Origin of the sequence: Flavobacterium omnivorum (assembly GCF_900099915.1) — a bacterium.
Classification (GTDB): domain Bacteria; phylum Bacteroidota; class Bacteroidia; order Flavobacteriales; family Flavobacteriaceae; genus Flavobacterium; species Flavobacterium omnivorum.
Map to the genome: position 1 here is coordinate 25,181 of NZ_FNDB01000002.1, position 13,902 is coordinate 39,082.

General features: G+C 29.7%; 11 protein-coding genes. 2 read left to right on the top strand and 9 right to left on the bottom strand.

Translation table 11 applies throughout. The features are described 5' to 3' along the window. Window positions 1-68: 68 nt before the first annotated feature. Both BLS90_RS02175 and BLS90_RS17045 read left to right on the top strand, forming a co-directional pair. Window positions 69-806 (top strand): hypothetical protein, encoded by a 738-nt coding sequence (locus tag BLS90_RS02175; RefSeq protein WP_091254700.1) that lies wholly within the window; start codon window positions 69-71, stop codon window positions 804-806. A 361-nt stretch (window positions 807-1,167) separates the two neighbouring features. Further along, a complete protein-coding gene (locus BLS90_RS17045) occupies window positions 1,168-2,013 on the top strand; it encodes a carboxypeptidase-like regulatory domain-containing protein (RefSeq protein WP_245705032.1) in 846 nt (281 codons plus the stop codon). Window positions 2,014-2,314: 301 nt separating this feature from the next. Here BLS90_RS17045 and BLS90_RS02190 read toward each other — a convergent pair whose 3' ends face one another. The 9 genes from BLS90_RS02190 to BLS90_RS02230 all read right to left on the bottom strand — a co-directional run bounded on the left by BLS90_RS02190 (window position 2,315) and on the right by BLS90_RS02230 (window position 13,701). Further along, window positions 2,315-3,193 carry a hypothetical protein gene (locus tag BLS90_RS02190; RefSeq protein WP_091254703.1) on the bottom strand — a complete coding sequence of 293 codons (879 nt, stop codon included), beginning with the start codon at window positions 3,191-3,193 and terminating at the stop codon, window positions 2,315-2,317. A 34-nt stretch (window positions 3,194-3,227) separates the two neighbouring features. Beyond that, a complete protein-coding gene (locus tag BLS90_RS02195; protein ID WP_091254707.1) occupies window positions 3,228-4,106 on the bottom strand; it encodes a hypothetical protein in 879 nt (292 codons plus the stop codon). Next, window positions 4,103-4,954 carry a hypothetical protein gene (locus tag BLS90_RS02200; RefSeq protein ID WP_091254710.1) on the bottom strand — a complete coding sequence of 284 codons (852 nt, stop codon included), beginning with the start codon at window positions 4,952-4,954 and terminating at the stop codon, window positions 4,103-4,105. Before BLS90_RS02200 ends, BLS90_RS02195 begins: the two co-directional genes overlap by 4 nt. Next, the gene (locus tag BLS90_RS02205; protein ID WP_091254714.1) at window positions 4,955-6,208 is read right to left on the bottom strand and encodes a radical SAM protein; all 1,254 of its coding nucleotides are present in this window, start codon (window positions 6,206-6,208) and stop codon (window positions 4,955-4,957) included. A 186-nt stretch (window positions 6,209-6,394) separates the two neighbouring features. Further along, complete coding sequence (locus BLS90_RS02210; RefSeq protein WP_091254718.1) at window positions 6,395-6,613, bottom strand: hypothetical protein; 219 nt, start codon at window positions 6,611-6,613, stop codon at window positions 6,395-6,397. A gap of 94 nt (window positions 6,614-6,707) precedes the next feature. Then, the gene (locus BLS90_RS02215; RefSeq protein WP_091254722.1) at window positions 6,708-9,167 is read right to left on the bottom strand and encodes a TonB-dependent receptor; all 2,460 of its coding nucleotides are present in this window, start codon (window positions 9,165-9,167) and stop codon (window positions 6,708-6,710) included. A 75-nt stretch (window positions 9,168-9,242) separates the two neighbouring features. Continuing rightward, window positions 9,243-11,453, bottom strand: a complete 2,211-nt coding sequence (locus BLS90_RS02220; protein WP_091254725.1) for a peptidase domain-containing ABC transporter — start codon at window positions 11,451-11,453, stop codon at window positions 9,243-9,245. Then, entirely contained in the window at window positions 11,454-12,344 is an 891-nt protein-coding gene (locus tag BLS90_RS02225) for a hypothetical protein (protein ID WP_091254728.1), read from the bottom strand. A gap of 4 nt (window positions 12,345-12,348) precedes the next feature. Next, a complete protein-coding gene (locus BLS90_RS02230; RefSeq protein WP_091254732.1) occupies window positions 12,349-13,701 on the bottom strand; it encodes a radical SAM/SPASM domain-containing protein in 1,353 nt (450 codons plus the stop codon). Window positions 13,702-13,902 lie beyond the last annotated feature (201 nt).

A 13,902-nucleotide genomic window follows, 5' to 3' on the forward strand; every position in this document is an offset into this window, starting at 1 on the left:
AGTTCATGAAGAAATTTTTATCTTGGCAGACAGAACTCAGTCCGCTTAAAAAAACGATGTCATAGAAAATGAGTAAGATTAAAATTAAATTAATAATTCTCGGACAACTTCCTGTTGATCTTGACAAAACAAAGTTATCAAATTGGAAATCTGACGTATTTGAAATTGTCGGGCAAATTGATAACTATTCAATAATTAATAATGCCGATGGTCTAAGTTGGGAATTTTCAGATGAAAATATTGTAGAGCAACTCCCTGACACTTTTGAAGGAGACTTTTTAATAGCAATGACCCATGTTCCATTAGAAGATAGTTACTACGCAAGGCGTTTTACAAATAATAGAGTTTGTATGACATTTTATGAAATGGCTGACATCCTGAACAATAATAACATTCCGATTGAAAACCTTGTTTACAGACTTCTTTATTCCTATACCCTTATTTACAAAAGACACGGAAATAATATTCCGTCAAGAGACGAAATAACAACCTTTACTCATGACGAAAGCAGAGGCTGTTTATTCGACATGAATGGTATAAAAAGTGACGTAGTTTATTCAACCAACAAACCTACCGTTTGTGACTCATGTGTTCAGAGATTGACCACAGAAAGAGTACCTTTAAATACAATATTCAAGATTCAGGAAGAACTGAAAGCAATAAAAAAGGGGTTATATTATAGACTTGCTGACTTAATTAAAAAATACCCTGTTTGGACGCTCATATTATCTACAATTTCAGCATTCATGATAGGAACTTTGGGTTCGCTGGTTGCGTCAATAATTTGGGAGAAACTATTAAAATAAAAATAGTAAAGGAAGAAGTACGAAGTCATTATATAGATGCTTAGCAAGATTAGGGTTTTTAGTCCTTATTTGAAGTTGGTTTTGTACTTACAAAGTTCAGTCTTAAACCAAAATGCAACAAATGATAATTTTTATCTTTGTTGAATTATGGAAAAAATACACAAACGATTATCCTATAAAGAACGGATTTCAATTGAGACTTTACTTATAGAAAATAGATCCAAAGATTAATTATTGTATTTGAAGGAAAGACGGATAATACTTAAAAGCACTAGCCACAAGTTGAAAGTGATTTTAAACTGAATATAAAAATTGTAACAAAAATAAAATTTATTCGTCTTAATATAAACTTATTAAAAAAATGAAAACATACACTGGACTACTATTTTTTTCTTTATTTTTAACTTCATATTCTTATTCCCAAATAACAGGAAAATGTGTTGACAATTACGGAATAGGAATTCCTTACGTAAATATATCAATTAAAGGGAAGTCTATTGGAACTGTAAGTAATATTTCAGGAAACTTTTTTATTGAAAATTCCTCTATAAATGAAAAAGATTCTTTAATCTTTTCGCATTTAAATTTTGAAAAAAAGACAAAAGGAATCTCTTTTAAAACAAACGAAATTCAACTCGACTCTAAAGTTGAGAATTTAAAAGAAGTTGTTGTTTCAAGTAAAAAAAGAAAAGTTAAGGAAAAAATTGTAGGTACTAAAACAGCAAGCGATAATATTGTAACTTACTATAGTTCAAATCATTTAGGCACAGAAATAGGCAAAATAATTACCGTAAAAAAGAATAAAATTTATGATTTAAAAAGTGTTCAATTTAATATTCCTGACTTTCAATATAAATCTACAACTTTTAGAATAAATTTTTATAATATTACAAATGATACTATTCATTTACTAAAAGTAAATGGAAAAGATAATGTTATTAAAGTCACTAAAAGCGGCATGGTTAAATTTGACTTATCAGATCAGGATTTATCATTTGAAAACAACTTTTTAGTAGCTATAGAATGGATTGATTTTGAGAACAATGGAAACATTGAGAATGAATACAATATGATTAAATTTTCTTCAACTGTTTTCAGTGGTCCTTATGTTTCTAGAGACAATGTTAATATTGAATGGGAAAATAAAAAATTACCATTGAATATAGGAATCGGAATTCATTTAAAAGTGAATGAATATTCTAACTAAAACTATCGGAAACAAGTGCTTTTCTATTTTTTTTTAATGTCCTCTCTAGCGAAAAAATTGATTTTCGGGCTCTTACATTGAACTGGATATTCCGCTACAAAGGTCGCCACGATTCAGCTACAAAGTGGTTCTTCATCAATTTTGGTAAAATTAAAAGCTATATATAGTGATGCAAAAAACCAAACAACCACTAACATAATTCAAGCAAGATGTTCAGTAATATACGATGTTAAAAACTATCATTTAGAAAGCATTTAGGTCATAAGCAGGGAATAATTCCAATCTTTACATTAAGTAAATATCAGCATTGAAATGATCCAAAATAAATTAGACATATATCTAAATTTACATTACCAAGTGTTGATCCATCATGAAAACAATTATCAGTTGGAGCAATATAGTATTGATATGGTTTAAGGTCAATCTTTAAAACTGGATAATCGGGGAAATGTTCAAAGAAAATTTGTGGGATATTAGCAATGTTAATATCATTTTCTTTTAAACTCACTTTCTTTTTTAACATATTAAAAGCTTGTATCATAGAAAGATTAACAAAAATAAAAGAACGCGACTCACTACTTAAGTTTATAGAAATTCTATTTCCAAATTTATGAGCAGTATGTATCGTCATTAATTTTGTTCCATCATTATGTAACCCCATATATCGGATATCACTAGGCTTAAAATTTGGAGGTAGTTTGGTAGTGTCACAAGCTACCATCTCTATATTGGGGTGATTAAGACCTATACAATGAAAACTGTATGGCTTTTTATTGGTATAATTCAACAAAAAAGAATCCAATTTAACACTTAATTTTTTAGTTTTTTGAGCATCATTACTAAATTTTTGCAACACCTCATCTCTGTTTTTTGAGCCGTCCAATTCTAACTGTTCGAAGCACATTTTAAGAGCATCAGGAATATCTCCTAAATACACCGTATTATAATCAGTACACTTACTCGTAGGACGTAGTATTTTTTCTTCCGCAGTACATAACTTTCTCCAGTCTCTTTTTACTACATACGCATCTTCATTGTATTTAGGAATATACTGTAATCCATTAAAATTTACAGCATCAGCAATTCTGTTGTTATGGAATACCGATCCAGAATTAATGCTTATTACATCGTAACCCTCTGATAATTGATTATAAATCATTATCCCTCTCTTTAGTTTCATGTTATTTTTTTAAAGTAATTGGGTAATTAAACACTTAAAATTGAAAAGCCCCGAAATAGACAATTATCACATCTAAATCTGTATTACCCAATGTAGAACCATCATGAAAACAATTATCAGTTGGAGCTATATAATAATGATACGGTTTTTGTTTTATCTTTATTATAGGATAATCAGGAAAATATTTGAAATAATATTTAGCAATATTTGTAATGTCAATTTCATGTTCTTTTACGCTAATTTTTTCCTTCAACATGTTTAACGCTTGGGTCAAAGTTATATTGATAAAGAAAAAATAACGATCTTGATTGCCTAAATTTATTGTTAACCTGTTTCCGGATGTATATAACTTATAAGTAGATACATATTGTGTACCATCATTATGGATTCCAAGAAATTTCATGTCCTTTTCTGTATATCCTTTTGGCAAAACGGTTGTGTCACATGCGACAACTTCTAAATTTGGGAAATTTGAACCCAAAAAATGAATTTTAAAAGGTTTGTTATTTGATAACGTCATTAAAAAATTTGCCATTGAAGAATTTAATTCTATTGTGGCTCTCTCATTTTCTCTGAACTTGGCAAAGACCTCATTACGATTATTACAATCGGTGAGTTTCATGTTCTGATACAATTTTTTCAAATCATCTGGTATTTCCCCCAAATAAATTGTATTTGAATCATTTTTCTTTTTATTCGGTTGAAGAATCTTGATTTCCTCAGCGTTCAATTTCCTCCAATCTCTTTTAGGGAGATAAGCATCCTCATCGAAATTGGGTTTAAAAACAATTCCATTAAAATTTATGTTCTCTTGTACTTGCTCACTATAATGAATTACCCCAGAATTTATAGAAATCGATTCAGATCCCTCTGAAAACTGATTGTGAAGCATAATTCCTCTTTTTATTCTCATAATTGATTGCTATTTTCGTATAACAAATCGAAAACTCCCGTATATACAATTGTAATATCAATTTCAGTATTATTTAGGGTCGATGCATCATGGAAAAAATTATCTGTTGGCGCCACATAATACTGATACGGTTTTTGCTCAAGTCTTACTGCTGGATAATCTGGATAATATTTAAAAAATAAATAAGCTATATTGCTAGAATTAATATCAGTTTTTGCCACATTAATTTTCTCTTTTATCATATTAAAAACCTGTATCAATGATAAATTAATAAAAATTAACGACCTCGTTTCATTACTCAAATTGATAGACATGCGATTTCCTGATTTGTGTGCTGAATGAATTGTAAAATCCCTGCTCTGGTCAATATGTAAACCAATATATATAAATTCTTGATTAAAATAATGACAGGTTATCGTTTCTCTTTTGGGCATCGCTCTAGTAATACGATGAAACTTATAAATTTTATTAGATGAAAAATTGTTTAAAAAAAGATCTAATTCTTTACTTAAATTCTTTACAATAGTTTCTTTATTCATTATCTTAGGTTGTACTTCATCTGGATGACTACATTCCTTTAAGTTGAGCTCCTCTACAATGTTTTTAAGCCTTGAAGAAATGTTTCCTATACTAATACATTTACTATATTGTAGTTGAGTGTTATTTGAAATTAATAATCGTTCTTCTTTTACGTTTAAACTTCTCCAATTATGTTGAGGCACATAGGAACCCTCTAAAAAATTTAATTCAGATTCCGGATTGGAAGGATTTGTACCGTCATTAATAAACAATTGTTTAGAAATTGAAGGCAAATCACTATGTATCTTAAGGCCTTTTTTTAAATTCATTTAGTGATTTTGTTTAAATGAAATAAGTTTTTCTTTTACTTGTTTATTAATTAGTTCTTCACCTTGATTTTTTAGTTCCCCCATCATCCATTCGTAAGACAATGGCTCGACTTCTAATTCATCCAAAGTGTTGGCGGGTAAAGTCTCTAATATGTCGTTTTGAATGTGACTTAAAAGTCTGATTATATCTTTACAATATATTGTTGGATTGTCAAAACCGTTTTTTAAAGCATACCTATTTCCTAAAAAACCACCCCCACAAATATCGTACACAGGACAATTTAAACACTTTTCACATACTTTTTCATGAGAATTATAATAAATATCAAAGATGTCATCTTCAAAAATGTCCTGAATTTTATTAGTATGTACATTTAAATTATTTCGAGTTATACCTTCAAAAGAAGCTCTTAACGAATCAACTACTTCAATATTTCCGTTTGTTTCAATTACAACAACTCCATTTTGTTTTTTGCCAAAATTTTGATTTCCTGAATGATTTCCCCCTAAAAGCATTTCTACAAGATCTTCAAAAAAGCGAATTGCGGGTCTATCTATATCTTTCTTCCAAATTTGGAATAATTCAATTAACCAATCAGCATATGGAGTATAATCCTCATCTCCAAACCTTAGTTTGTCAATTCCAAACGGGAGTTGGTCGTAGTGACCGTCTGGAAATAATAAATTCAGACTTTCCACTTCTAATTTTTTTATTTCATCATAAAAATCTTTTGCTGGTAATTCTGGATTCAAGACCATTAAAATAGCAACAAAACCATTTTTTTTTGCTAATTTAAATCCTTTAACTACATCCTCATAGGAGCCTTTGCCATTGTGAAATACTCTATACTCATCGTGATATTTTTTTGGACCATCAAGGCTTATCCCTAGTCTTATTTCATGTGATTTAAAAACATCAAACCATTCTTGATTTAATAGCACTCCATTGGTTTGCACCGTAAAGCTGAATTCAACATTAGGAACAGTCTCCTTAATTATGGTAACACAATTTTTAAAATACTCAGGATTTAACAATAGCGGTTCACCCCCATGAAAAACAATTTGTGCATATTTGATACCTGCTATATTAGAATGCAATTCAAATTGATTTGCAAATGCTTTTATAGTCTCGATAGACATAAATTTAGGTTGGTTCAAGTATGTTTTATCCCCTAAGTTGTACATATAACAATATGAACAATTTAGATTGCAACGGCTTGCTATTTTGAGTACAAATGAGGTTATTTTTATCATTATGAATTGGTAATTATTTTATAGAAAAAACAATTATTTATTATTAGTAGTTATTTAAATTTTATATTGATTTTAATATGCCTTTATAAGGTGGATGTCTTTACTTTTTTTTTAGGAAACATAGATAGCCAATCTCCTTGTTATGAAATCATTAATTAAAAAGATTTAGCTATCTATGTTAAAAAATTAAACCGCTGCTTTTAAGAAAGTGTCATGCTTGTCATAAGCAGAAGCAATGGCTTCACCTGTTGATAAGCTACTGACAGCAACAACTGCACAACTAGCGACTCTACCTGCAAAAATTGCACTGTAAAGGTCTAATTGATTATCTTCAAAAGATTTAAAAGCATCGCTAACGGTTTTTTTCTCTTCTGAATTTTTAGCAACTTTAACATTTTTTTTCATAATATAAATATTTGAAATTAAAAAACTGCCATCAGTAAGGACATGGCGACCGCCCTTTCATTTTTATTCGTGAAATGAAAAAACACTACAATTTTTACATTCTATTTTTAATATCTGAAATCCCAGTTTCCCTGTCTCTTTTATCCTTAATTGTAGATTTGCCAAAACTATAACTCAAAGCAAGCGCTACACTTCTGGTATCATGATAGTTTTCGTCAGTAATTCTAAGATCATTCACTTGAATTCTATATTTATCTTTATTACTTTTTAAAACATCTTGAGCAGACAAGGTTATATTTAAATTTCCAATTGATTTTCTTAATCTAATTTCAGTTTCAAGTCTATTACCAATATGAGTATTAACAATTGTGTTAGGAAAAGTATTGCTTACAATTAGTGAACATGTTAAACCTTTTTGATTTGATATAGTAAAGTTTTGATTTGCAGAAACACTAAACAGATATGTTTTATCATTTATATTTATATTTTCCGCATAACTTCCTTTAGTGTTAACAAATGCGGATAATAGCGTGCTCGTAAGTTTCCACCATGGTTGCAACTGGCTATAGTAGGTAACTGTATTTGAAAAGCCATATTTGTTCCCATAATTCGTTTTTTTATTTGAAATTATGTTTTCCGTTGGATTAGACGGTAAAGAGAAAAATTCATCAAATGTTTGACTTGTTGCTAATTGTATTGTTAGGGTTCCTTTAGAACTGCTTGACATATAACTAATCTCTTGCCTGTAGTATTTTGAGGGAAGCAAAAAAGGATTTCCTTCAAAATAAGTCTCATCTGTAGTGTAAGTGCGAAACGGATTCAGATCCCAATAACTCGGACGTGTTATTCTGCTGGTAATGGCTAATACATAACTTTTATCTTTACTAGTTGCATACTTAAGAAATGCTGTTGGGAAAATATTATTGTAATTCTTATCAATAACTTTAACTTTTTGCAACCACCCTTTTGAAATTGTATTCTCAAAACGAACACCAATTTGATAAGACCATTTAGAACTTAATTCATGATTAAACAAACCATAAACAGCATTTATATTTTCATCGTATTTAAACAAGTTACTTCTAAGAATATCATTTTCCCATACATTTTCACTACTTCGATTCTCAAAAATTAAATTATTATCAATTACTGAAATAGACGATTTTAAACCAATATCAAAAGAGAATCTCTCATTAACTGGATATTCTAAATCCATTTTAAAAGACCCAATAGTATTTTCTTGAGGAGATGAACTTCTAAAAGTATTCAAATTGAACAACGGATTATTAGTCATTTGGTCAATCATGTCGGTAGCACTCACAGAATTATTTCTAGAAATAAATTTCAAGAAATCCAGATCAAAAGTCAAAGCTTTACCCAAAGAATCTATTTTTTTTTCATAGTTTAAATTAATCGAAAAAGTTTTAGATTTTAATTCATCTTTATTATGTGTTACGTAAACAGAACCAGAGTTTTTAAAGTAATCATTTCTAAGCGCTATACGTTTCTCATTATGCCAACTTCCAGAATAGTCAAATAACACACCTATGATATTTTTTGAATTAATTTGATAATCTGAACCTAAATTGAAGCCAGGTGATTCAATTTCAAAATCATTAAACGAGTTTATTACCCTATTTTCTAGTTGATTGTTATTACGAGAATATAGTATTTCTTTACTAAATTTAGGCTGCCTATTTCGATTGCTTAAATATGCAGTTGTAAAGACATTCAATTTACCTTTTCTATAGTTTAGAGAATTACTGATCGCTTGAGAATTAACTGCAGTTTGCCTTGAACTTAAAGATAGATCACCGATTAAACCTTCTTCTTTATTTTTTTTAAAAACGATGTTTAATATTCCAGCACTGCCTTCTGAATCATACTTACTTGGAGGAGTCGTTATTATTTCAATGCTTTTTAAATTCTCCGCGGGAATACTGCCCAAATAGTTTTTTAGAGCAGTTCCAGAGAGCATTTTTCTTTTATTATTTACATAAACTATTGCCCCTGAAGTGCCATTAATTTGAATTTCACCGTCTGAAGTACTACTTACGAGAGGCGTTTTTTCGATTACATTCCAAATATTATTTCCATAAACAATATCTGTATCAGAAACATTAAAAATTAATCTATCAATTTTCCGTGTTAGTGTTGGATTCTTATATTTCACTATGGCTTCGTCAAGCAAATTAGCTTTTTGGAGTCGGAAATTAATTATTGTGTCCGTTTTCAACCTCACTAACGGAATAGAATCATTAAGAGTCGAGTAACTATAAATAATAGTGTAGTTATTCATTTTTAAATTTTTAAATGAATAACTTCCAATACTATCTGTAATGGTATTACTAATAATGTTTTTTTTGCTATAAATACTAACTAAAACCGACACTAGTGGTTTTTCATCTTCGTTTGTAACCTTCCCCGTGATTGACAACTGAGAATAACCTATAGAGCTACAAAACAACACTAATAAAGTAAAATAATTCTTAGACCTTTTTACGGTTATTGATTTAGAATAGTCAACAGCTATTCTAATAAAAAATTTAATCATAAAAACAATATTTTTAAGTATCAGTACTTGAGTAGTGATCGAAAATAATTCAGAATTAAGGACTTTTGTTAGACTTCAATTACCCAACTCTAATTGGTTTTTTACCAAGTTAAAGTAACTCGCTTTATTATACACCAGCTCATGGTGGTTTCCTTGCTCTACAATTTTGCCGTCTTTGAGGACTATAATATTGTCGGCCTTTTTTACGGTGCTCAAGCGATGTGCAATGATAACAACCGTTTTGCCTGTAAAAAATTCTTGCAAATTATCATGAATTACCTTTTCATTTTCAGCATCAAGAGCCGATGTTGCTTCATCAAAGAAAATATAATGTGGCTTTTTGTATACAGCTCTTGCTATTAGTATTCTCTGTTTCTGTCCGCCAGAAATTCCATTACCTGAGGCTCCGATTTTTGTATTGTAGCCTAAAGGTAATGATTCAATAAAGTCTTTAATATTGGCAATTCTGACTGCATTTTTAAGCTTTTCTTTATCAATAATTTCATCTCCCGTCGCAATATTTCGCTCTATGGTATCAGAAAAAATAAACCCATCCTGCATAACTACCCCACAATTTTGCCTTAAATTTTTGGGTAAAATATCACTTATAGAAACTGAATTATAAAAAATGCCGCCTTTTGAAGGATCATAAAATTTTAAAAGCACCTTCATCAATGTTGTTTTCCCACTACCGCTAGAACCTACAATAGCAGTAATTTTACCTTCTGGGATGAATAAATTAATGTCTTTCAATATATAGGGAGATTTTGGACCCTCATATTGAAAACTCACATCTTTAAGCCCTATTCCTTTTTTGGATTCATCACCATTTTTTCTATTATTAATCCTTATTTCGGAAGTCTCTTCTTCTTCTGTGGGATGCTGTTGTACTTCATTCAATCTTTCTACGCTTATCTTGGCATCTTGTAACGATCGAAAAAAACTGACTAACTGATTAACTGGTGAGTTCATTTGTCCAATTATGTAGGAAACACTCAAAAGTTCACCAACTGTCATATGCCCTTTTACAACGTAAGTCGCTGCTAAAAAGGTAACTAATATATTTTTAATTTGATTGATAAATTGGAAACCTGAAAGTTGAAATTGATCCAGTTTTAAAATTCTTATATTGATTTTAAAGAGTTTTTGTTGGATTGATTCCCATTCCTTACGTTTGAAATCTTCGAATTGATTGAGTTTGATTTCAGTTACCCCGTTGATGATTTCGTAAATAGATTCTTGGTTTTGACTTCGTATTTGAAATTTAAAATAATCTAAAATTTTTCGTCTTTTTAGCCAAAAGATGGACCAAAATATTGACAGCACCGTAAGTAGCAAATAAACTAACAAAATAGTAGAATCATAATACCACAGCACGCCAAAAAACACCGAAAAAGTAATGATCGAAAAAAAAGTAATCAAACTTTGTGAAGTTAAAAAATGTTCTATTCTTTCGTTGTCTTGAATTCGTTGATTAAAATCCCCCATCATTTTAGTATCAAAAAAACGAATAGGTAACTTCAAAATCTTATTTAAAAAATCCGAAATTATGGTAATACTTATTTTTGACCCTACATAGAGCATCAGCCAATCCCGGACAATCTCTATAGAAAGTGTCCCTAAATAAACCCCTAATTGTGCTAAAAGCAATATTGAAATCAAATTAATATTTTTTCCATTTACCCCCTTGTCTATCAAGTTTTGCGTAAGAAATGGAAATATTAACGTAAGTGCACTCCCTATTAGCAATAATAAAAACATACTACTTAATTGCTTTTTATAAGGATTCAAATAACTCTTAATGTATTTAAGTGTTAATTCTTCTTTAAGGGGAGGAATTCTTTCATAAAACTCATCAGTTGGATTAAGAAAAAGTGCAATACCGCTATTCTCATCTGCAAGCCACAACTTATTGAATTTTTCTTTGTTTAGTTTTACAAAACCATATCCTGGATCAGAGAGATAAAAAGCTATTTTTTTTGTTACTGCATTTCTTGTTATTTTATTTAAAACTACAAAATGGTTCTGGTTCCAATGTAAGATTACGGGTAAATTGGTTCTTTGTTCAATTAATTTTTCGACACTCAACTTTACAGAAAGAGTCTCTAAACCAATGGTTTGCGCAGCTCCTGTTATGCCCAATAGCGAAACTCCCTCTTTTGTTATAAAACATTGGTCACGTAAATATTGTAAGCTATATTTTTTACCATAGTTACTGGCTATCATAGACAAACAAGCGGGACCGCAATCCATTTGATCGTGCTGGGGAGTAAAAGTAATTGCCATTTAATCTTGTTGAACTAAATTAGTATTTAAACTTCTTATTATTGATGCCGTTGGTGTTTTATCGCTGAATTTTTTAGAAGACTCAAAATAGTTACTAATTAGAACTTCCGACAGAACCTTACCATTCAATAAATCATTTTTGATAGCTACCCACTGAAACACCCCTATTAACTCGTCAAAAATAAATTCATCTGTATTGTCGATAATCGCTTTAAAACATTCATTAAAATGTAGCCTTTCGTTTTCTGTATTTTTTTCAATAAAATGAATTACTTCAAAAAAAACTTGATAGGTCATAAGTATTCTTAGGTCTAAATAAAAATTAACATCTTTACTTTCAAATGTCTGATTTTCAAAATTAACACTGCGGTTTAATAATAGATTCTGTAGCAATATATCTATCGTGTGAGTAAATTTTTTAAATTCATTACATTTTAAATAAACCCGACTTATATTATGTAGCTGCTGGATTTTATGAAAATAAATAAATGAGAATTGTTTTTCATAAATATTATCCAATTCCATCACTTCAATAGTTTTCATTATTGATCCTCTGAAATCATCCTTTTTGTATAGCATATAGGCATCTACAGTAAATGCCAAAAGATTAAAAATATTTATTTCATCTTTTCCAAAATCTGTAAAATCAACATTGCTTTTTGCTTTTTTTATATTTCTTTCGGCTAGTTTAAGGTTGTTTTTTCTTGCTTCGTTTAGCGCATTATTATAATAATTCATATAAAAGAAATATAAAGTGCTATTTTTACAATATACTTTAATTAGCTTTTTCAAATTTTCAGAAAAAATTTCTGAATTAATAACAATTTCTTCTGAAAAATGGTGAATACTTTGACTCCCCTCCAAAATTTTTAAAATCACATCTTTATTCATAAATTTAGTTTTGCTTTAAATAATCTATTCCTTTTTGAGTTACGAGGTACGAAAGTGCTAATTTGTCTTCGATATTAAATTTTGAGGGAGGACAGGCTATAATACCTTCTTTCCATGATTTAGGACATTGTCCACCGCAAACAGGAAGCATCTTACACGTCGTACAAGGTAATTCGCTTTTGTTGCTAAGAATTATTTCATTCCAATCTAATAAAGGCTTGCTTTCAAATTCATGACCTTTAGAAATATCTTTTATATTGCCTAACATATATTCAGAGCCTTCATAAGAAGGAACATATGAAATTTCTGTACAATTAAATATGTCACCACTTGCATCGATTAACTCAGAATTTGGATTTACTATCATACAAACTTGATGGTTCCGTTGCGGTATAATGCCAGACACAAAATCATTTTTATACAAATCAATCAACCACCCGATTTCCCTATCTGCAAATTCAGATTTTTCTAAAGAAACTAAGTGAGCTTCATTTCCCCAAGAATGGATTGGCGCAACATAAAATGCAGAAATCTTTTCATGAAAGTTATTTTTACGGAGCAACTCAATTAATGGAGTTACTCCTTCATAATTGGTCTTATCAACATTACATCGTATTGATATGCTAGCCCCAATTTCATGATAGTTTTCTATATTGAAAATATCAATTAAATTACCCAAGATTAAATCAAAAGATTTATTACCACCTTTCACAAAGCGTCTTGCATCATGAAATTCTGCAATACCATCTAGTGTAACATCAAAGTTATTAATATTGTGTTTTGTAACTAATTCTAAAAATAAATTCTTCTTAAGTGCAAGACCATTGGTAACCATCTTAGCAGAATAAGAAACATTGTGCTTAGATGCCAGATTCTGAAATTTTAATGATAAATCTCTTATGCTTTGCAATCCCATTAAGGGTTCTCCTCCAAACCAACCTATATGCAATGCTTTCAACTTTTTGTTTTTTGATAATTTATAATCTAACCTGTCTAATAGAAGGTCATAATTTTCTTTTTCTAATTGATTTTTAGTATGAACTTGTCCACAGTATCCGCAACCTAATTGACAATTGGCTGATGGTTGTATTATTTGGTAAAGTGTACTATCATCTTCTACAGAGTCTTTATTTTGCTGAATAATTTCAGCTAATTCATCTTCTAAATAAGGAACTAATACCTCTATTGATATTAATTCATGTAAGACGTCTGCCGGTAACATCTGAAAATTTTCGTTTTCCAATAAAAATAAAAACTCACTTTTTAAAACTAGTGTTTTTGAAGTTCTTGTTGAATAAACGAGAATTACATCCTCTATTGGGGTTATAATTGTGTAATAAGATAATTTTAGTTTCATCTGACTTAAATATTTAGTGTTATTTTAATAAAATTGAAGCCGCTATTGCGGCTTCAATAGGTAGAAATTTGAAAGCTTTATTCCGCAACAACAGTTTTACCACAAGCCGTGTTTACAGTACAAACAAGATTATTTCCTGTTATTGGACCAATCCCACCTTTTACAGCTCTAATCATTTCACTATCAAGAGAGATCATATCT